We start from the raw sequence: 21,754 nt of genomic DNA, 5'->3' as shown, positions 1-21,754 counted from the left end.
TTTATGGCTTAATAATTTTTTCAGCCTTCTCCATTCTTTCAACAATATCATACATATTTGTAACAGTTCCTACTTGTAATAACTCTTTACGTTTAAAGAAATCGAGACATGTTCCACAACTTACAATATCAACACCTTGACTTTCAAGATATTTTAAATCATTTAAAATATCTCCCTCATTTGTAGTAAGAAAAATACCTTCATTATAAAAAATCATTCCTTTAGGTAACTGATCTTGTTTTGTAAGTGCAAAAATAAATGATTTCATTAAAATAGCACCAAGTTCTTCATTATTTCCCATTGTTTCACTTGAAATAACAACAACATCTCCACTTTTTTCATTAAAATCTAATTCTTCATCAATACCTTCTTTAGCAATAATTGCATAAAAAGCATCTCCGTCATCACCTGTAACAATTTGATAATGTCTTACTCCTGCAAATTTTGTTAAATTTTCAATCGCAATCTCATTATCAACAAGTACTTTTACTTTATCAATTTCTTTTAATAATTCCTTTGTTTTAACAACTGGTAATGGACATTCAAGTCCTCGAGCATCTAAAATTTCCATAATAATCTCCTAACGTACATAAATATTAAATTGATCTTTTTCAACAATTTTACCAATCACATAACAAGCAAGTCCTGCTTGGTTAAAATCATTTAAAATATTTTCTATATCTTTACTTGCAACACTGGCAAGAAGTCCTCCACTTGTTTGTGGATCATAAAGAATTTCTTCTAAAACAAAGTTTTCCTCGTCAAAACAAACTTTATTTTTCATAGCATTACGATTATGCTGTCCGCCTCCACTTAAATAAAATTCATTAACATAATAAGGGCAATCCTTAAAATAGGGAATACTTTCCTTGTTTAAAAATGCACTTGCCTTTTCATCTAGCATTTCATCTAAATGAACAAGTAAACCAAAACCTGTGACATCTGTTAAAGCATGAAGTGAATATTTGTTTAAAACATCGAATGCATATTTATTAAGTGTTGTCATACTCTTAAAAACCTCATCAAGTATTTCTTGACGCGCATCATTTAAACGATAAGCATTTAATGCCAAACCTACTCCTAGTTTTTTAGTAAGAATTAATGTATCTCCCACTTGTACGCCATTATTTTGAATCATTTTATTTGGATCTACTATTCCTGTAACACTTAAGCCATATTTTGTTGATTCATCTTTGATGGAATGTCCTCCTGATAAAACAACTTTTGCTTCTTTTAGTTTATCATTTCCACCTTCAATGATTTTTCCTAAAATATTTAAATCATCTTGATCGTTAAAACAAACAATATTTAAAGCTGTCAAAGGAGTTCCACCCATAGCATAAACATCACTTAAAGCATTCGTTGCTGCAATTTGTCCAAATAAATAAGGATCTTCTACCATTGGTGGAAAGAAATCAAGTGTTGAAACAATGGCTTGATGTTCATTTACTTGATAAACAGAGGCATCATCATGACTATCAAAGCCAACAAGTAAATTAGAATTGGGATATTTATCGATTTTTTCTAAAATATGAGTTAATTTTTTAGCGCCTAATTTAGCACTACAGCCACCACTTTTACAATAAAGTTTTTCTTTCATTTAAAACACAACCTTTACTATTTTTTCATAATGAATTTGATTTTCTTCAAGAAAAATCTTCCACTTTTCCATTTCTTTATTTTGACAAGAAAAACACATGCCACATCCTGCATCAATAACAGATGGTTTAGGAATTAAGCGTCCTTTCATAGAAGATGTTTGTTTAGCATCTAAATCCATTGCATCATCTAATGAATGAAAAGTAATAATTAAATATTCCTGTTTATTCATCTTCAAAAATCTCCTTAAACCGAGCACCTGCATATTCATTCATTTCTTGAATAAATTTTTCATACTTTTCTAACAATTCTTCGCCTTCTTGAGTAAGTTTACTACCACCACCATCTTTACCACCACTAATACGTTCAATAAGAGGCATGTCTAAATCCTCTTCCGCTCTTTTTAAAATTTTCCATGCCTTTGAATTTGACATTTTCATAGCTTTGTAAGCTCCTGTTAAGGAACCAAAACTTTGTGTTTTTTTCATCAGTTCATAAACACCTTTACCAAAGCTTTTTTCTTGGTTATAAAGACGAATCTTTAAATCAAATTTCTGTGGATTTTTATAAGTCATTTTTATCCTTTTGAAAGTCCACAATTTGGAAAAGTGCAAATAGGACAATTTAAACAAAGTCCTCCTTCACCAAGCAAGGCAAGTTCATCACTGGTAATTAAATCTTTAGCAAGAAGTCTTGGTAAAACAACATCAAAAATTGTTCGACGTGAATACATGACACATCCTGGTAATCCCACAATTGGAACATCTCCTTTATAACTTAATAAAAACATTGCTCCAGGAAGAACAGGTGCCCCATAGCTTATAATTTTTGCACCTGTATTTTTTATCGCCAGTGGCGTTTTATCATCAGGATCAACAGACATTCCTCCTGTGCATAAAACAAGATCCACTCCTTGTTTTAAGGCTTCATTGATTTTACTAGTTGTCATTTCATGATCATCTAATGATAAACTATGGTAAGTAACTTCTACCCCGTATTCTTTTAATTTTTCTACGATGACTGGCGTAAATGTATCTTTAATTCTCCCTTTATAAACCTCTGAACCTGTGGTAATAATTCCTGCTGTTTTTATTTGATAAGGCATGATTTTTAAAATAGGTTTTTGAACTATTTCTTGGATTTGTTGCATCTTTTCTTTTTCAATAACAAGTGGAATAATACGCATGCCTGCAAGTTTATCCCCTTTTTTTACAGGTACATTACCTTGTCTTGTCGCAATCATCATTTGTCCAAAAGAATTGACCTTAAAAAGTTCTTCTCGATTTACTTTAAACAATCCATCAATCGTACTTGTAATTTCAATCTTTCCTTCACTAATAGCGCTTTTTTTCATATATTCATTGAAACAAAGATTACATAATATTTCAGCTGCATCATTTTCATGCATCATTGTTTCATCTTTTTCAAAAACATATAGGTGTTCTTTTCCTAAATTCAATAATACTTCAATATCTTCTTCTTTAATAATATGGCCTTTCTTAAAACGAGGGCCTTTTCTTTTATCTTTTACAATTTCTGTGATGTCATGGCAGAGAACACTGCCAATAGCATCTTCTGTTTTAATTTCTTTCATATTATTTATTAACAGTAAACCCGTAATTTTCAAATTGTTTTAAAGAAGATTTCTTTTGAATGAATTTTATGAATTTTTCAGTTTCATCACTATGTTTTGTTTGAGCAAGTTTTGCAACTGGGTAAATAACAGGTTCATCTAATAAACTATTTTCACATGTTGCAAGAACTTTTACATCTTTACTGCTTTTAGCATCCGTTGAATAAACAATACCTACTTCACTTGAAGAAGAAGCAACCCAGTTTAACACTTCAGTAACGTTTCCCCCTAAACTATATTTTGAAGTTAAAGCATCATATAATCCTAAATGAGTTAATGCCATTTTTGCATATTGACCAGCAGGTACAACTTCAGGATCACCAATAGCAATTGTTTCTGCTTTTGCAATATCAGCAAAATCTTTTACTTCTGTTGTTGTTTGTTTACCAGTAATTAAAACAAGTTTATTTTCTAATAAATCAACAACATCCTTTTTATTGATGTATTTTTCATCAACTAGAGCATCCATTTGTTTTGTTGCTGCTGAAAAGAAAACATCTACTTTTAAACCTTGTTCAATTTGAATTTGTAATTTACCACTTGAATCATAAACTCCTTGAACTTTGATACTTGGATTTTCTTTTTCAAATTCAGGAATAAGTTTATCTTCAAACACATTTTCCAAACTTGCTGCAGCAGCAAGTGTTAATGTTACTTCTTCTTGTTGATCTTGAGTTGAGGAACAACCACATAAAGTAACAATTATTAATAAACTACACATTAAACTTAATAACTTTTTCATTTTTCCAATCTCCCCCTTTTTATTTTTAATTTATTACCACACATCATTTCTATTTCCTTTGGACTATGTGTTACAAACAGACATTTTTTTTGATACTCAATAAGTTTTTTCTTTGTTTCATTAAGTAACTGTTCTTTCAATGTTTCGTCTAAAGCACTAAAAGGTTCATCTAATAAAACAAGCTTTGTATCATAAACAAGTAACCGTGCTAAAGCTACACGTTGCTTTTGTCCCCCACTTAATTGACGAGGATATCTTTTTTGTAAATCATCTATTTGAAAGTCTTCCATGATTTGTTGCACTTTTTCTTTAATCACTTGTTTATCTTCATGATGTGCTTTTAAAGGCGCAGCAATGTTTTGATAAACATTCATATGATCAAATAATGCGTAATTTTGAAACATATATCCTATTTTTCTTTTTTGTGGGGAAATATTAATTTTTAAATTGCTGTCAAATAAAACTTCATCATCTAAAACAATACGTCCTGCATCAGGTGTTATAATTCCAGCAATACATTTTAAAACCATACTCTTACCGCTTCCACTTGGTCCCATTAAGCCAAGTCGGTCTTCATGACTTTCAAAACATACATCTAAGTCGTATTCTGCCAACTTTTTAAAAATTACAACTTCTAATTTCATCTAAAAACTCCTTTTTTTCTTAAGAGAGTATTGATAAATATTGACACCAACAACAGCTATTAAGCAAATAACAGCGATAATAAAAACATAAACACCTGCATTATCGTAATTTCCTGACATAACTTCACTATAGACCGCTAAAGGTAAAGTTCTTGTTTTTCCAACTATATTTCCTGCAAGCATAGCCGTTGCTCCAAATTCCCCTAAACCTCTTGCAAAAGATAGAACACCCCCACTAATAATACCTGGCATAGCTTCAGGTAAAATGACTGTAAAGAAAATGCGCTTTTCTGACATTCCCAGTGTTCTTCCTGCATCAATCAAATCATGATTTACTTGTTCCATGGCGGCTTTGGCACTACGATACATTAGAGGAAAAGAAATCACGACAGCAGCAATAACTGTTGCTGAAAAACTAAAAGCAATTTTATAATGAAAAACATAGAAGAAAAGTTTTCCAATCGGTTGATTAACCCCAAAGATCATTAGTAAGAAAAATCCCATAACGGTTGGTGGTAAAACAAGAGGCATGGTAAAAATACCATCTAAAATAATTTTCGTTAAATCATGTTTTCGATTCAATGTCCATTTTGCAAGAAATAAACCTAAAAAGAAAGTAATGATAATTGTAATAATTGCTGTTTTTAAAGAAACATAAAGAGGTGATAAATCAACCATCGTTTCGAGCACAATCATGTGCCTCTCCTTTTAAAATTTCTAACCCATGTTTTAAAGGATCAATAATAATATCTAAACTTTCTTTAACAGCTTTTAAACTTCCTGGCAAATTAATAATCAATGTTTGATTTCTTAAAATAGATACGCCTCTTGAAAGCATGGCACGATTAGTATATTTCATTGATTCATAGCGAATTGCTTCACTAATACCCGGTACATTTCGTGTTGCTACTTTTAGTGTGGCTTCTGGTGTGACATCTCGCATACTTAACCCTGTTCCACCAGTAGTAATAATCAAATCATTATGACAACGATCTGACAAATTAATCAATGCTTGTTCAATTAAAGCTTGTTCGTCAGGAAGGATTTCATAAGAAGTGACATAATAGCCTCTTTCTTTAAAATAATCTTGGATGTACGGTCCACTTAAATCTTCTCTTAAGCCCTGACTGCCTTTATCAGAAAGTGTTAAAATTGCCACACGTAAACGTTTGTCTTTTTCTTTTAAAACTTCAACTGAATCATTCAATTGAATCGTTCCTCCTTTTAAAACACGTGAAAATAAGCCGTTTGTGGGCATAATACATTTTCCTACTTGATGATAAATGGCACAGTGATTATGACAGCTTTTTCCAAGTTGAGTAATTTCAAGGATAACATCACCTATTTTAAGACAGGTTCCTACTTCAATTGCATTAAAATCAATTCCTGAAATAAGTAAATTTTCACCAAAAGAACCATCTTCAACAGTAGAACCCATTTGTTTAAATGCTTCTCTTGTTTCATAAGATAACAAGGAAACCTGACGATGCCAAGAACCCGCATGTGCATCATTTTTAAAACCATAATTTTCAATAACTTCGATTTTTTCAACAGGTATTTTTGCTGTACCTTTTTTTTTACTTAAACAGATTGCTTTTACTTTTCCTGCCACTTAAAATCACCACTCTTTCCACCACTTTTACTAACTAAATGAATATTTTTAATTTCCATTTCTTTACTAACAGCCTTCGACATATCATAAACCGTAAGTAAGGTTGCACTCACGCCATGAAGTGCTTCCATTTCAACCCCAGTCTTTCCTAGACATGTAACTTTACAATAAGTCTCAATCACTTCTTTTTCATGATTAATATTAAAGTCCACTGTAATCTTGCTTAAAAGTAAAGGATGACATAAAGGAATAATCTCACTCGTTTTCTTTACTGCCATAATTCCAGCAATTCTTGCCACTGAAAGAACATCACCTTTTTTCATTTGATGATTTTCAATTTTCTCAAGTATTTTTTTACCAACATATATTTCACCATAAGCAATAGCACTTCTTTGAGTGGTGTCTTTGGAAGACACATCCACCATAATAGCATTTCCATTTTCATCAAAGTGTGTAAAATCCATATTATCCTCCTATTTCATTCATTCTTGTATAAGAAATATTTTCTTCGAAATGATGTTCTTTTGGTTTTAATTTAATTGCTTTTTCAAGATGTAAACGCAATTGTTTTTCATTATTAAGATATGGCTTCAAATCATACATTTCTTCATAGAACAAACATGGCTTGATCTTTCCTGTACTTGTTAAACGAAGACGATTACATTGGTGGCAAAACTTATAATGTAATGCTTCAATAAAACCAATATAACCAGCATAACCTTCTATCGTATAATAATGTGCTGGGCCATTTCCTAATTTATCTAGATATTCTTGAATTGGATATTCCTTTAAATACTTTATAACATCTTTTATTTTTTGATTTCGTTGTTCTCTATTTAAAGGCATGAGTTCAATAAAACGCACTGCAATTTTTTTATCTTTAATCAAATCCATTAGATCATTCAAACGCTTTAAATGAAAAGTATCATCCATCACACAATTAATTTTTACAGGAATTTTAAGTTGATAAGCATAAAACAAATTATCTAAAACTGTTTCCAAACAATCTTGTTGCGTCAATAAAAAATATTCTCTTAAATCTAGTGTATCTATTGAAAAATTAATACCATCTATTCCTATTTCTTTCAAACAATCTAAATCTTTTTTAGTAAATAAAGAACCATTCGTCGTTAAAGTTACTTCTACCTCTCTTTTCTTTAATTCTTTAATAAAGAAAAGATAATCTTTTCTAATTGTTGGTTCCCCACCTGTAATTTTAAATTTATTAATTCCTAATTGGATAGCTTGGTCGACAATGAGTAATAATTGTTCATAAGATAAAATATCTTGATGTTTTAATTTTTGTGGATGATCACTTTTACAATAAGCACATTGAAAATGACAACGATCTGTAATGGAAATACGCATATAATCTATTTTTCTTTGATACGAATCTAACATAAGCCCTCCGTTATTTTCAAATGAGAATAACCCTATAAATAATTTAATAGATTATCTTACAAATTTCAACAAAATATTTTAGACAAAATAAAAAAACTAGAATTATTTCTAACCCTAGTTTTTGATAACTAATGTGTATGCCCTTCAATAGCAACAATATCTTCTGTATTTTCAGCAATTGCTTTACAAGCAGCTTCAATTCCTTTAACAATTGTATCAAGTGATAAACTTGGTGTATTCGTTGGACGATTAACAACTTGGCTTGTAATAAATGGTACATGCATAAATCCACCACACATTGATGGATATTTTTTAGCAATTGTATAAAGAACGCCATACATTAGATGATTACATACAAAAGTTCCTGCCGAATTGGAAACACTTGCAGGAATATCTGCTTTTCTAATTTCAGCAACCATCGCTTTGATTGGTAAAGATGAAAAATAAGCATTTTCTCCATCTTCAAAGATTGGTCCACTTAATGGTTGATTGCCTTCATTATCAGGAATTCGTGCATCATTAATATTGATAGCAACTCTTTCTGGTGTTATGTCAAATCTTCCACCTGCTTGTCCAATACATAAAACGACATCAGGATGTTCTTTTTCAATAGCATTTGTAACTGTATCAATTGATTTATAGAAAACAGTTGGTACTTCTAATTTAACGATTTCAAGATCACCAATTTTGTCTTGAACACGTTTAACAGCTTCTAAAGCTGGATTGATTTTTTCTCCTCCAAAAGGATCAAATGCAGTTAATAATAATTTCATTTCATTTCCTCCTAGAAAGCTAATACATACATTAAAACAATGTGTATTGCTAACATAATTAATGCAACTGGTAATTGTGAAATTATTATAGCATATTTACTTTTTGTTTCCAATAAAGCCGCTGGCATAATATTGAAATTTGCTGCCATTGGTGTCATTAATGTACCACAATATCCTGCAGTTAAACCTAAAGCACCAACAACAACCGGATTAGCACCTTGAGCGATTAAGAATGGATAACCAATACCCACTGTAATAACCGCAAAGGCAGCAAAACCATTACCCATAATCATTGTAAATAAAGCCATTCCAATACAATAAACAGCAACGGCAATAAAATGATTTCCTTCAGGAATAATAGCACCTACTCCTGCAGCAATAACAGCACCTACTCCTGCAGCTGTAAATAATGAACCTAATGCAGCTAAAACTTGAGGTAAAATACCTGTAGTTCCTACATTATCAGTTAAACGAATACCATCTTTAAATGGTAAAGAAAATTTAGGTTTGAAAATAAAGTAAGCAACAATTAAACCAATAGCAGCACTAATACCAATGGCATTGTTTGCTCCTAAATCTGTAAAGAATGTAGCCACAACTACTGCTGATAAAGCTAAAACAACAGGTGGAATAAATGATTTATATCCATATTTATCTGCATTTTCTCTTGTTTCTTTAGCAGTAGGAATATGCATTGCTGCTGGTTGTACTAAACCAACAGCAGTTAAGATAGCTAAAACAATAATACATGCTCCTGTAATCCATGTAGGAATATAAGGCCCAGCAATGAAAGTAATAGCTAAAATAAACCAAAAGATTGCTGTTGTTGTTCGTTTTTCAACTTCTTTATTTTTTAAAGCATTGACTCCAGTAAAAGCAAAAATAAGTCCAATAATACAATAGAAAACTTCTGCTAAAATTGTACTTGTATTCCAATCTATTTCTAACATACTATTTTTCTCCTCCTTGCTTTTTACCAAAACGTTTTTTTAATTTACGATCATACCATAAAGCATAACCAATACCCACAATAACTGAAATAACAGCAATTGGAATTGAATTTAAAGCAATTTGATTAGCAGTTACTTCTTGAGCAATATTGTTTGATTTGAAGATTTCATTTAAAGTCGAAACAATTAATAAAGTTCCTGATGAGCCCATAAAACAGTTTTGAGCAAAGAAATTTCCATAGTTTTCTGTTCCTGCAGCCATCCCTTTAATTTCATCTTCAGTTTTTTCATCAATTTCCCCATATTTAGCAATTGCACATGCTTGTGCCATTGGATTAATTAAAGGACGAATGAATTGTGGATGTCCTCCAATACGTAATGAAAATGCAGAAGCAATAGTACGAATAACTTGCCAAATAGATAATAATCTACCTGTAGTCGCACTTTTAATGCCACTGATAAAATCAACGGCCTTATCACGTAGACCCATACGTTCACATAATCCAATAACTGGCAATGTTAAAATAAATAATGTTGCTGTTCTATTTGTTAAAAAGGCAGAGCCAAGTGTTGATAAAATATCCATAATAGACATTCCACCAACTAAACCTGTAACAATACCAGCAACAACTACGGTAGCTAATGTATCAAATTTTAAAGCAAAACCAATGATAACAATAACTATCCCGATTAATTTGATAGCGTCTCCCATTATATTTTTCCTCCTTAGTGACTTGCAAATTATATACTGAATTACATTTTTTTGCAAATAATCACAAAATAAGAAAAAAATGACATATTCTGCCATTTTTCAACTCTTATTTAATTGGATATTTCTTTTCATTCATTACCATTTTCATTTGAACAATTTCATCTACATCTAGATTTAATCAATCCAATAAATCTTGACAATAAATAATCACATCTGCTAATTCTTTTTTTATCTGCTGTAAATCGTAATTATTATCATCCCATTGGTAGCATTCTTAAAGTTTGCTTGTCTCTATAGATATAGATTTAGCCAAATTAGCTAGTGAATGAAAGACAATCTTCTGTAAACTTTCTAAACGTATTAGTGTTTCACCTTTCATTAAAGCTATCTCCTACTATTTCTTGTTCTAACTTGACATTATTTTTTAACATGTAAGTAATAACTTCATTATTTTTCATAGATTTTAATCTTTTTCTATCATTTTTAGTTAATTTCTTTGTATATATATAATATTTTTTTAACGTATCTACATCCATATGGTACGTTTGAAAAGGAATATGTGTCTTTTTACACAAATCGTTATATATATGAAAACCACCAGCATCAATATCACCAAAATGAAGATAATTCACTTCATCACCTAAAAAATCATAAAGTTTTATTAAAAATTGTTGAATCGCATGATTATGAAAACCATTTGTATAAATATAAAAATTATCATTTAAAGAAAGATCATGAAAAGATGTTAAATTCTCAATTGTCATTACTTGTTTTGCATCAATATTTTGAATTGTTAAATCTTTAATACATAAACTTGGTAAAACAAAATATTGCTTCATTTGTTTTAAATCAATCAGTTGATTATTAATTTTAAAAATAGCATTTCCTCTAATGTAAACATAAGCTGGATTCTTTCTAATGTAAAAAGTTTCAAAGACCTCATCTTCATTTTCTAAAGAATCATCATAAAAATCATGTACAATATGTAATATTCTTTTTTTATACTTTATTAATTTCTTAGTATCATTTAATATTTTCTCAGAAAATTTTCTAAATGAAATTTCTTCATCTTGATAATACATTCCATTAAGTATTTTTATAACAGAATCTAAATCTTCTAAATCATAACTTTTTAAATAAGGAGAAAGACTTTGATCATGCATGATTTTCTTTTTCATTTCATCTATAAAGTCTTTCACAAATCCTTCTACATGATATTCATCAAGCTGATGTAGATAATTCATTATTTTTTCTTTAATTGAGACTCTTTTAAGTTCCTGATATATTTTTTTAATACTGCTTTCTTCTTGATTTAAAATTATTTCTCTATTTCCTGGAATACTTTTCTTAGAAAAAGTAACTATTCCTTCTTCTTTTAATTGAAAAGATATATTTTCTAGTTCTTCAGTAATTTCATAAAAGAAGCTTTGTCCATATTCTGGAAATCTTTTATGCAATACAATAGATATTTTCCTTGGACCATCGCTTTTACCTTTATAGTAACTACTATTTTCATAACGATTAATAAACTCTATTAAGATCAATTGACGATAATCATTCATCTCTAAATCCTTCGACAAAAGATTGTTGTCCCTGTTTAATGACAAGCAATCTTGTATTAACATAAGGAATAATTGTACCTGCTCTTGAAGGTGGTACAGCAATAAATGTTTGTATTTCACGTTCATTATAGAACTTAATCATTTCTTGTATTCTTTGTTCATCCATATTATTGAATGCTTCATCAAAAATAACGACACAACCAAAATCTTCATTTTGATTTCTATTACGAATAACTTGTTCAAAACTTGCTGCCATAATGACATAGAATGGTGTTTGTGTTTCTCCACCAGATTTTTCTTTATTAACTTTAGAAAAATATGCATAATCTCCACTTGCATATTTGATTTTAATATCATAATCTAAATAATTTCGATAATCTGTATATTCCATGAGCATTTGTTCAGTTTCTTGATCATTTTCTACAGATGATAATTTTACAAATAAATCATCCATAATTCTTCTTTGACTTTCACTTAATGTTTCAGATAAAAGATTATTCACCATATATTCTTTTCCTGATTGGATGATCTTATAGTATTCTTTAAAATCATCTCTTGAAGTTGGTGAAACACAGAATTCATAGGTTTCACCATTAAAATCTCTTTGTGCTAATCCTTTATTTAATTCAGCAATATCTTTTTTAGCATTTTCAATTTTTTCATTTAATCCAGAAATAAAAGATGTTTTAAAAGATTCCTCGCATTTAAGTTTTGCTTGTCTTGTTTTTTCTTCTTTAGAAACAATATCCATCTCCTTTAATTGATGGTATCTTTGTTTATAACTTTCAATATCTGTTAAAGCATTTTCAAAACCAATATTATAATCATCATTATAATCTTTCATTTTCATGACTATTTGATTTTCAATTTGGTTTGCCTTTCGTTGATAACCATTTCCTTGTTGTTCAATATCATTTTTCATACCATTAAAATCTTTAGAAAAACGTTTTAAATAAATAACGACTTGTTGATCAGCTACTTGAGTAACATCAACATGCTCCATTTCAAATTGAACTATTTTTTCATGTAATAATTGATATTCTTCTTGCGTTTGTTCAAGTTGTTCTTTAAATGTTTCTAGATTATTTTCAAGACTTCCTTTTTTCATAAGTGAGTCTTCTTTTTCTCTTTTTGTTTTTTCAAGTTGTTTTTTTACTGCATCACATTCTTCTTGTAAAGAAATAAGTGAATCATCTAAAATTAATTTTTCATAGCGATCATTAATTTCTTGATATTCTTTTAGTAAATTATGATATTCATCAATTAAATCTAAGCGATAGAAGATATGATCTGCTTTGGATTGATTTAATAATGCTTGACCATTTTTTAAATCTTCATAATTTGCTTTTTGTAATTTGATTTCTTGTTTTAGGTTTTCCAATTCTTGTTCAATTGTCGCTAATTGAATTTTAATAGCACCTAATCCAATGTATGGTTTATTGTAAATACGTGGATTGATTGCACGTGCTGTATAATTTTTATAAAGCATACATGTTGGCGTAATCGCTGTAGCATAATTTCTAAGTTGTGTAACATCATCGACACATTGTACTTTAGAAAGCAACATGTTGACATACCATCTAGCATATGTATTTTTACAATCTAATTGACTTGCAAGTGTGTCTTTAACATCCACATCTTCATATCTTGACATTTTCGCAACATCAACAATTCCTACACCATATATACCTCTTTTATTTTTATATTCTTCATAAACAAGTAATGCATATTCAAAATATTCTGGTTCAATAATTAAATCAAATCTTTGACTATTAAGATATCCTTCTAATGCATTTCGCCATTTTTCATCTTTAACTTCAATATATTCACATAATGGTTTAACTTCAATTATTTTTCCATAATGACTTGTAAGTTTTTCATTTAATAATTGAATTAATTCTTGAATTTCTTTTCTATAATAAAGTTGATTTTCTTTAAGAGAATCATATTCTTTACAATATTCATTAAAACGATCAACTGTTTGTGTCATTTCAATTTTTAAATGTGATATTTTTTCAGTAACATCCTTTGTTCTTTTAGAAACTTCTTCTACAATATTTCTAAATGCATGTGTCAATGTTTCTGTTTGATAATCTTGATTTTGAAGAATTTGGATATAACTATTTGGTATTTTTACTTTCTTTAATAATTGTATTTCTTGTTTAATTTCTGTTATAAGAGTTTGATAACTGTTTTCTTTTTTTTCTTTTTCTTTTTTGAGTTGTTCACTTTCTTTTTGTAATTCATTTTTTAAGTTATAGGTTTCGTTTTCTCTTAATGATTCATCTAAACGATGATATCTTTCTTGATAAGTTTCTTCATCTTGATTTAATTGTGTAAGTTTTTGTTGTACAAAATTGAGTTGATCATTTATTTTTTGATATTTCTTTTGACTATTATCAATAATAGCTTGTAATTGCTTTTCTTGTAATTTCTCTTTTAAACATTCTAAAACATCCATTTGAAAGTGCGTATCTAAATAAGTGTCATATTGACTTACAACACCTTCTAATGATTCACATTCTTTTTTAGATATTTTTAATTTTTCTTCAAGAACTTTATAGTGTTTGATACTGTCTCTTAAATTTTGAATATCAACAAAGTCTTCTTTTAATAAAAAGTCAACAATGAATTGATAAACATTATCAATCGCTTTAAAAGCAAGTGCTCTCGTTACTAAATCAAAATATTTACTTTTAACACCTAAAGCATTTCCAAATAAACTTTCTCCTTCTTTAATTGTATCTTTAAAAATACCTGTTTGTTGATGATCAATTAAAGCTTTTTTAAATTCTTTTCTCGTCAAAACTCTTCTTTCTTCAATAAATGCTACATCGCTGATTTTACAATCAATAATTTGAAAAAAATCTCTATTTAATCTTCCGCCAGCTGGTAAATCAATAACAGTTCCAATAATTTGATATTTTTCTGTTTTTTCATCATAAAACTCTAATGCAATATAGGTTGTCACATCACCATTTCTAGCATATTCATGCCCTTCAATTCCTGTTTTACAACGAATATAAGACTCTAATGTACGATTTCCAATATCACTTGCTGCTTTATTAAATTTACATTTACCAGCAGTTAAAACATATTGAATCGCATCTAAAATTGTAGATTTCCCTGTTCCATTTTCTCCAGTAATTAAGGCATTTTTATAGATTTCAAATTCTTCATTAGAAAAAGTATGCCAATTAATCAGTTTCACTTTCGTTAATGTTTTCATCGTGATCTCCTTTTTTATATTGTTGAATACGTTGATTGATTTCATCAATTTTTTGAATTGGTAAAATATAATTAATTGTTGGATAAATAATTAAACGTGTATCATCTTCGTTTAAATCACCAATACGTTCACATATATTATACCTTGACAAGAAATGATAGATATTTTTTAAATCTGTCTTTTTTAGACGTTCGTTATAAATACCAGTTGCTTCTATTTCACTATGAAGTTCCCCAAGGGAAATATGAATAAATTCAGTATCTTGTAACTCTTGTGATTTTTGAAAATAAAGTTTTCTAAGTAACAATAAAACAATTGTTTGCATTTGATTAAGATTTAAATGATTGTAATTATTTAAATTATGGATATAGATTACACGGTCTGCTTTATATAAATGAAAATCATAATCAAGCATCATTAAAAAATCTTTAAATAGTTGTTCATTTTCACTAATAAAATAATAATCTTCGCGATCTCTTTTTCTTCCACCACAAATAAAATTAACCGCTAATAACCGATTTAAAATACGTGAAAATTCTTCTTTTCTTTTTTCAGATAATAACAAATATGCCTGTGACATATTTTTCATCAGTTCATTTTTATTCATCTTCAACTCTCCTTATTATAAATTCTCTAAATTGATAATGATCTTTCTTTATAATATTTTCTTGTGGTTCTATTTTATATAGAGCATTTTGACTATAACCATAAAGCCATGTCAAAATAAATAAAGATAAATCTTTATTTTGATCATAATAATTTGAACCCAATATTGTTTCTTGTTGATCCAAACATTGTAAAACATTTTTTTCAATGGCTGTTTTTGTATATTTTTCATTTTGTTTTAGTTTTTCAATCGCCATTAAACGTGTTTGTTCATCTAATTGTGTATCTAAAATCAAATCCGTATTTTTAACTTTTTTTATTTGTCGTGGTAAATATAAAGAATTTTGATCTAAGTATTTATTAATTGAAATCGTTGCTACTTGATCAAACACTTCTGGACATTCTTGCCCTTCTTTAATGATGTCATTGATTTTTCCACCAATATCTTCTTTTACATTCATTAAAAACATAATACGATTTGTTGCTGAAGCAACAAACTTTTCATTTTTACGATTGATTTCATTAATTAAATCTAAAATACTTTCAAAGGCATCAATAATATAAGATGTTTGTTTATAAAACAAATCCATTGCCTCTTGATAAGTTAAATCTTTAGAAAGCATGATATTTCCTATAATTGTTTCAGATGTTGCTTGATCATCTTGTATTCTTTGAATTTGAGAAATGATACTATTACGATATTTTAAAGGATGATCTTTAGTTGTTAGATTATAAAAAGCACGATCTACTATCTTTAATTGATAATCACTTAATAAAGAATCTAAAATTTGATTTAAATCATTTTTCATATTATCTTGAACAAGACGTTTGATATAACGCTTAATATTTGTATTCAAATTTTTTAATTTTGTCATTAAACTTTTTGTCATACTATATTGTGCATCAAGAATCTTATGTCCATTTTCAATATCAAAATTTTTAAACTGCGAATAAATACTATAAACCATACTTGAGTATTCTATGTCTCTGTCTTCTTCTAAATTCATTAAAGTTTCAATAATACTAATAGCATAATCTTCAAAACTAGCATACACATGATAGTTTTCCCCTACTTCTTCACTCAACCAACCACATTCTTTTAATCTTCGATAAACATAAAAAGCACGTTCTCTTGGCGATTGACTTTGAAGTTCTTCAAGTTCAATTAAGTGACTACTAAAATATTTTGTTAACTCATAAATCAAGTTTTCTTTTAAAGATGCAAAGGATGCATCATCCTTAATATACTCATAAAGAACACAAATACATTCACTGATAACAACACGATCAGCTGTATTAAATATATTAAAAAAGTTTCTTGGTAATGTATCAAATATATTAACCATGGTTACCTCCAATCATTAAAAACTCTTTTTTATTTATAAATAGCTTTGCAATTATAACATTTTTTAATAACTTAAAAAAGATGCTTTCGCATCTTTATCCTTTTAATCCTCTTGATTGTCGATCCATATCTTCAATAAGAATATCATAGATTTCACCAAGTGTTGAACAATATTCTAAAACCTTCTATAGTTCATTTGTATGAAAATGAATTTTAATCAATTCATCATCTCCAACAGCTAATAAGCAATCTCCCTTAAAATGTGTTGTAAAGTATTCACTAATTTCATCTTCATTTAAATTTTTTCCTTCAATTAATAATTGTGTATCAGATTTAAATTCTAAAATAATTATCTTCTTTATTTTAATAATGTATAAGCAATAGACGCCATGATTCGTGGTCCTTTATTAAGTACTTCTTCATTGAAATTAAATGATGTGTTATGAGGTGAAGCTGTAATATCTGTCAATAATTTCATATAAGTAGCTTTACCCCCATGAACTTGGACATATTCCATCATATAAGAAAAATCATCACTACCTCCTAATGGATTTAAATTTTCTGGAGGTAATTTTAAATCGGGCATTTCTTTAACACAAATATTTCGTATTTGATTCATAAAATCTTCATCACAATTTAAAGCAAATGCTTTCCCCATTTGTTTAATTTCAACAACAGTATCATGCATCAAAGCACAGGCGTTAATAATATCTCTTGCATAAATTTCCATATAACGATTTAATTCTGTCGTTACACCACGTACTTCTATTTCAAGTTTTGCTGTATCAGGAACAACATTTCTACCTGTTCCTGCATGAACCGTTCCTACATTGACACGTGTTTGTCCATCACTGTTTCGAGGAATCGAATGCAAATTAATAATACAGTTAGCTGCTGAAAGCAATGCATTCTTACCGAATTGTGGAGATTCTGCCGCATGTGTTGAAACTCCATGATAAATGACATCTAATTTCGTTGTTGCAAATGATTCATTCATTCCAAAATAAAGATCGTAATCTTTAACACGAGGCATAATATGCGCTGCAAAAATATAATCGACATCATCTAAAAAACCACTTTCACAAATGGATTTTGCTCCTCTTACACCTTCTTCAGCCGGTTGAAAAATAATTTTCAAAGTCCCATGTAAGTGTTCTTTAAGCTCCATCAATATTTTAGCAGTTGTTAAACCAATAGATGCATGACCATCATGTCCACAAGCATGCATCGCTCCTAAATGACAAGAAGAAAAACCTTCTTGTTTTGGATAATGCCCATCTGTTGAATCTTCAACAAGCCCTAAAGCATCAATATCAAAACGAATAGCTACAACAGGCCCTACACCGTTTTTTAAGATACCTGCAACAGCTGTCATTCCATTTTTAACTTGTTCTAAATATTTAGGATTTGCCCCTTCTTTTTTAGCACGTAAATAATTAATATTAAAAATCGCTTCTGGCGGTAATCCCATACGCGCATCTTTATCCATAATTTCTTTTCCTACTAAAACCTCATAACCTAAGTTTTCTAAAGTAGTTGCAATTTGACATGCTGTACGTATTTCTAACCAGCCTCTTTCAGCAAAGTGGTGAAAATCTCGGCGCTGATTAATTGTTTCTTGATGGTATTTTTTTGCAAGTTGTTTGATTGCCTCATACATTTTTATCACTTCCTTGTTGATTTTATTATATCTCAAAATAAAAAATGATGATAGCTTTTTACACTATCATCAATAAGTAATACGATGTTTTCCATCTCTTTTTGAAATATACATTCTTTGATCACATTTATTTAATAAATCTTGTATTGTTTCTTCATCGCGAATACCAGCAACACCAATACTTAATCTTACGATATCATGATAAGCCCCAGCATGTAAAATAACATGATCAAAGGCATCTTTAATATCTCTGGCAATTGAAACTGCCCCATCTTTTTGATAAGCTGGTAGAATAACTAAAAATTCGTCTCCGCCATAACGACATGGCTCCATAGTTGGATATTTTTGATGTTTAATATTATTTAAAACAGTTCCAACATGTTTAATAACCTCATCTCCAATATGATGTCCATAATTATCATTAACACTTTTAAAGTTATCTAAATCTAATAACAAAATAGAAAATGGTGTATTATTTTCTAAATATTCTTTATGCAATGTATCTAATTCTGCATGAATAAAACGTCGATTATAAAGTTGTGTTAAAGCATCTGTAGCGTTTTCTTGTGAAAGTTCAACATTAAGCTTTGTTAAAATTTTGGCTTTTTCTTGATTTTCTCTAAGTGCCTTTACATCACTTGTCATATCTTCTGTAATAACAAAAACACCGATTGTTTCTCCTTGACTATCATATAACGGATATTTTCTTGTATGTGCAATAAGCGTATAGCCATCATGATTTTTTCCTTCAGTTTCTACAACATTAATTGCTTGTCCTGTTTCCATGACACGTTGTTCATCTTCAAAAGCTTGTTTAGCGTGTTCTTGTGAGTCCGGAAACAAATCAAAATCAGTTTTACCAATAACTGCTTCCTTATTATTTTTAAACTGTGGATGTTTTTGATAAAACTGATCATTAACATATAAGATTTCACTTTTTCTATTTTTAAACAAAATAACTGATGATCCACCAGCATGAACAATTGACTCAATGAGTTTTAATGGATTCACCTTTAATTTTATAAATAATTCATCAAATTCCATTTTCCATCACCATTACTATTTTATCTTTGACATAGCGAAATGTAAAGCCTTTCATCGTGTAATGTTTGTTAGAAATTTTTGATTTGGGCAGTATATATAGATTTATTTCCATTAACTAAATAAGAAAAAATACATATAATAAGAAATGCTATCATTTGATGCCCACCAAAGACTTCTAAACCTATCATCATTGGTGCTAAAAGTGTATTTGTTGCTGAAGCAAAAACTCCCGTATATCCTAAAGCTACACATAATTCAATAGGCAAATGAAAAATTGGGGCAAGTATAAATCCTAGAGTTGCTCCTATTGAAAATAAGGGTGTTACTTCTCCACCTTGAAATCCAATTGCAAGAGTTACAACAGTAAAAATAAGTTTTAAAAACCAATCATAATAAGTCACATTTCCATAAAATGATAAATCAATTAAATTTGTGCCTAAGCCACTGTATCTTCCTTTAAAAATCATTAGCCCTATCACCAATAAAATAGAAATATAACCTATTCTTTTATAGGGATTTTCTATTTTATTTTTAAAAAATGTTTTTAAAGCACTCAACGACGTTGAAAATATTCTTCCAACAATTCCCAAAATAATTCCTACTAGAATCATTAACATCATATTTTTAAATCATTCATATTAATACTTTGTTGAATATTTACACTAAACTTTTCCAATCCTAAAAAATGTGACGTATAAGAAGCAGTAAAAGATGCTATAACCCCTGGAAGTAAAGCTTCATACTCTATTTTACCTATAACCATAACTTCCATAGCAAAAAACAAAGCAGTAAGTGGTGTTTGAAATAATCCAGCAAATCCAGCTGCCATTCCGGTAATCAACAAAACTTTTCCATTCTTAGGAAAATGAAAATATTTTGTAAAATAATGAGAGAGCGTCGCTCCAATTTGTACAGCCACCCCTTCTCTACCTGCACTTCCTCCAAATAAATGAGTTAACCATGTTCCAATCATAACTAAAGGAATAAGTGCTAAAGGAATCCCTTTTCTTTTTTGTTGACCTGTTTCAAAGACAAGTGTCATTCCTTTTAAACTCAGTTCATTAAAGTGATAGTAAAGCCAAGTAATCACTATTCCTGCAATTGGTAAAAAAGGAATTAAATACCAAAAATATTTATTTCGTATCTCACCTATTAAAATAAGTCCTTTACCAAAAACAGTATCAATACCTCCTACAACGATTCCCATAACACCTGCAAATATCATATACTTTAATAATTCTTTTTTATTTTCCATGTTTCCTCCTACAAAAAAAGCTAATCACCCTGTGTATTACACAGAAGTCATTAGCCAAATAGCGGTTTCGATATAAATCGAGGGAGAACCTCATTCCCATGGATTAAACTTATCATATTTTTTAAGATAAAACAATAATTATAATAAATTTTTATCTCTTAAAATACGTCCATTTGTATAATCAATATCATCAACATGATCGATCATTCCTTGATGATATCTCTTTTGATTAATATTATGATAACTTACAATATTAAAATGAACTTCTTGATCTACTGCAACAACGATTAAGTTTTGTCTTTTTTGATGCTCATTCTTTTCTTGTGCTTTAAAGACATAAATATATTTAAAACATTGTTTGAGTGTTTTTATAACATTCTTTATATTTTGACTATATTTACCACTTAATGAACCAATGATATTTGTTATATAAATTCCTTGTGGGTTTAAAGATTCTTTTATTCTTTTGATTGCTTCCAATGAATGAAGTTCTAATACTAAATTTTCACCAATAAAGACATCATTTAAAATAGCATCATATTTCTTTTTGTTCCTTTTTATATAATCTCTTCCATTTTCAAAATAACAATGAAATCTATTTTTATTCTTATCAAATTTATTAATAGTTTCTTCTAAATAGAAGTATTTATTAGAAATATCATAAAGAACTTTGTTAATTTCAACAACATCAATATTTCCTTGATGATGTGCTAAAAAATATTTGGGATAATGAAAAACACCACCACCAATTAATAAAACATCATTAATTTGTCTATCTTCTAAATAATTTTCATCAAACATTAAATCAAATAAATACATATATTCAAAAAGTAATTCATTTTGTAATTCTTCTTCTATATAAGTTGCTGATTCCATACCACCATCTATATCAAGAACTCTTACTCGATGCTTATCATGTCGACCATAGCTAATGGTAATATGTCCATAAGGGCTTTCTATTTCAATCTTATCGTTATACAATTCTTA

At 29.0% G+C, this 21,754-nt stretch carries 23 protein-coding genes, 1 pseudogene and 1 riboswitch; all 24 genes and pseudogenes read right to left on the bottom strand.

Annotated elements, in window-relative coordinates; all coding sequences use genetic code 11:
- Window position 1: 1 nt before the first annotated feature.
- The 24 genes and pseudogenes from yedF to C7U54_RS03915 all read right to left on the bottom strand — a co-directional run bounded on the left by yedF (window position 2) and on the right by C7U54_RS03915 (window position 21,748).
- Entirely contained in the window at window positions 2-571 is a 570-nt protein-coding gene (gene yedF / locus C7U54_RS04030; RefSeq protein WP_193448603.1) for a sulfurtransferase-like selenium metabolism protein YedF, read from the bottom strand.
- Between the two features lie 9 nt (window positions 572-580).
- Window positions 581-1,600: a selenide, water dikinase SelD gene (selD, locus tag C7U54_RS04025; protein ID WP_107029397.1), complete on the bottom strand. Its 1,020-nt coding sequence runs from the start codon at window positions 1,598-1,600 to the stop codon at window positions 581-583.
- Window positions 1,601-1,831, bottom strand: a complete 231-nt coding sequence (locus C7U54_RS04020) for a DUF3343 domain-containing protein (protein WP_048923032.1) — start codon at window positions 1,829-1,831, stop codon at window positions 1,601-1,603. It abuts the gene before it with no gap.
- Entirely contained in the window at window positions 1,824-2,174 is a 351-nt protein-coding gene (locus tag C7U54_RS04015) for a winged helix-turn-helix domain-containing protein (protein ID WP_107029395.1), read from the bottom strand. Before C7U54_RS04015 ends, C7U54_RS04020 begins: the two co-directional genes overlap by 8 nt.
- Before the next feature lie 2 nt (window positions 2,175-2,176).
- Window positions 2,177-3,193 carry a molybdopterin-binding protein gene (locus C7U54_RS04010; RefSeq protein WP_107029413.1) on the bottom strand — a complete coding sequence of 339 codons (1,017 nt, stop codon included), beginning with the start codon at window positions 3,191-3,193 and terminating at the stop codon, window positions 2,177-2,179.
- 1 nt (window position 3,194) lies between these two features.
- Window positions 3,195-3,974, bottom strand: a complete 780-nt coding sequence (gene modA, locus C7U54_RS04005) for a molybdate ABC transporter substrate-binding protein (RefSeq protein WP_107029394.1) — start codon at window positions 3,972-3,974, stop codon at window positions 3,195-3,197.
- On the bottom strand, window positions 3,971-4,618 hold the full coding sequence (locus tag C7U54_RS04000) for an ATP-binding cassette domain-containing protein (RefSeq protein WP_107029393.1): 648 nt from the start codon (window positions 4,616-4,618) through the stop codon (window positions 3,971-3,973). Before C7U54_RS04000 ends, modA begins: the two co-directional genes overlap by 4 nt.
- A complete protein-coding gene (modB, locus tag C7U54_RS03995; protein ID WP_241522565.1) occupies window positions 4,619-5,314 on the bottom strand; it encodes a molybdate ABC transporter permease subunit in 696 nt (231 codons plus the stop codon).
- The gene (locus C7U54_RS03990; protein ID WP_022002522.1) at window positions 5,289-6,230 is read right to left on the bottom strand and encodes an MOSC domain-containing protein; all 942 of its coding nucleotides are present in this window, start codon (window positions 6,228-6,230) and stop codon (window positions 5,289-5,291) included. Before C7U54_RS03990 ends, modB begins: the two co-directional genes overlap by 26 nt.
- Complete coding sequence (gene moaC / locus C7U54_RS03985) at window positions 6,215-6,694, bottom strand: cyclic pyranopterin monophosphate synthase MoaC (protein ID WP_107029392.1); 480 nt, start codon at window positions 6,692-6,694, stop codon at window positions 6,215-6,217. Before moaC ends, C7U54_RS03990 begins: the two co-directional genes overlap by 16 nt.
- A 1-nt stretch (window position 6,695) precedes the next feature.
- Complete coding sequence (locus C7U54_RS03980; protein WP_022002524.1) at window positions 6,696-7,631, bottom strand: GTP 3',8-cyclase MoaA; 936 nt, start codon at window positions 7,629-7,631, stop codon at window positions 6,696-6,698.
- Window positions 7,632-7,759: 128 nt separating this feature from the next.
- The gene (pcp, locus tag C7U54_RS03975) at window positions 7,760-8,404 is read right to left on the bottom strand and encodes a pyroglutamyl-peptidase I (protein ID WP_022002525.1); all 645 of its coding nucleotides are present in this window, start codon (window positions 8,402-8,404) and stop codon (window positions 7,760-7,762) included.
- A gap of 11 nt (window positions 8,405-8,415) precedes the next feature.
- On the bottom strand, window positions 8,416-9,354 hold the full coding sequence (locus C7U54_RS03970) for a DUF979 domain-containing protein (protein WP_107029391.1): 939 nt from the start codon (window positions 9,352-9,354) through the stop codon (window positions 8,416-8,418).
- 1 nt (window position 9,355) lies between these two features.
- Entirely contained in the window at window positions 9,356-10,066 is a 711-nt protein-coding gene (locus C7U54_RS03965) for a DUF969 domain-containing protein (RefSeq protein WP_107029390.1), read from the bottom strand.
- 368 nt (window positions 10,067-10,434) lie between these two features.
- Window positions 10,435-11,628, bottom strand: a complete 1,194-nt coding sequence (locus tag C7U54_RS03955) for a Wadjet anti-phage system protein JetD domain-containing protein (protein WP_162297487.1) — start codon at window positions 11,626-11,628, stop codon at window positions 10,435-10,437.
- Entirely contained in the window at window positions 11,621-14,857 is a 3,237-nt protein-coding gene (locus tag C7U54_RS03950; protein ID WP_162297486.1) for an ATP-binding protein, read from the bottom strand. The genes C7U54_RS03955 and C7U54_RS03950 overlap by 8 nt, the downstream gene beginning before the upstream one ends.
- Window positions 14,826-15,464: a DUF4194 domain-containing protein gene (locus C7U54_RS03945; RefSeq protein WP_022002533.1), complete on the bottom strand. Its 639-nt coding sequence runs from the start codon at window positions 15,462-15,464 to the stop codon at window positions 14,826-14,828. Before C7U54_RS03945 ends, C7U54_RS03950 begins: the two co-directional genes overlap by 32 nt.
- Complete coding sequence (locus C7U54_RS03940; RefSeq protein ID WP_107029387.1) at window positions 15,457-16,809, bottom strand: Wadjet anti-phage system protein JetA family protein; 1,353 nt, start codon at window positions 16,807-16,809, stop codon at window positions 15,457-15,459. Before C7U54_RS03940 ends, C7U54_RS03945 begins: the two co-directional genes overlap by 8 nt.
- A 94-nt stretch (window positions 16,810-16,903) precedes the next feature.
- Window positions 16,904-17,155: pseudogene (locus C7U54_RS03935) on the bottom strand (kinase to dihydroxyacetone kinase).
- Window positions 17,156-17,166: 11 nt separating this feature from the next.
- Window positions 17,167-18,468 (bottom strand): amidohydrolase, encoded by a 1,302-nt coding sequence (locus tag C7U54_RS03930; protein WP_107029386.1) that lies wholly within the window; start codon window positions 18,466-18,468, stop codon window positions 17,167-17,169.
- A 69-nt stretch (window positions 18,469-18,537) separates the two neighbouring features.
- Window positions 18,538-19,512 (bottom strand): sensor domain-containing diguanylate cyclase, encoded by a 975-nt coding sequence (locus C7U54_RS03925; RefSeq protein WP_107029385.1) that lies wholly within the window; start codon window positions 19,510-19,512, stop codon window positions 18,538-18,540.
- 68 nt (window positions 19,513-19,580) lie between these two features.
- Complete coding sequence (locus C7U54_RS15395) at window positions 19,581-20,132, bottom strand: chloride channel protein (protein WP_206603586.1); 552 nt, start codon at window positions 20,130-20,132, stop codon at window positions 19,581-19,583.
- Window positions 20,129-20,767: a chloride channel protein gene (locus tag C7U54_RS15390; protein ID WP_206603585.1), complete on the bottom strand. Its 639-nt coding sequence runs from the start codon at window positions 20,765-20,767 to the stop codon at window positions 20,129-20,131. Before C7U54_RS15390 ends, C7U54_RS15395 begins: the two co-directional genes overlap by 4 nt.
- A 34-nt stretch (window positions 20,768-20,801) precedes the next feature.
- A riboswitch (Fluoride riboswitch) is annotated at window positions 20,802-20,874 on the bottom strand.
- A 31-nt stretch (window positions 20,875-20,905) separates the two neighbouring features.
- On the bottom strand, window positions 20,906-21,748 hold the full coding sequence (locus tag C7U54_RS03915) for a spermidine synthase (RefSeq protein ID WP_107029384.1): 843 nt from the start codon (window positions 21,746-21,748) through the stop codon (window positions 20,906-20,908).
- Window positions 21,749-21,754: the final 6 nt, after the last annotated feature.

This window comes from Faecalibacillus intestinalis, from assembly GCF_003024685.1.
GTDB classification, from domain to species: domain Bacteria; phylum Bacillota_I; class Bacilli_A; order Erysipelotrichales; family Coprobacillaceae; genus Faecalibacillus; species Faecalibacillus intestinalis.
Note: the sequence above shows the minus strand (reverse complement) of the source record. Positions and strands in the feature narration are given on the sequence as shown.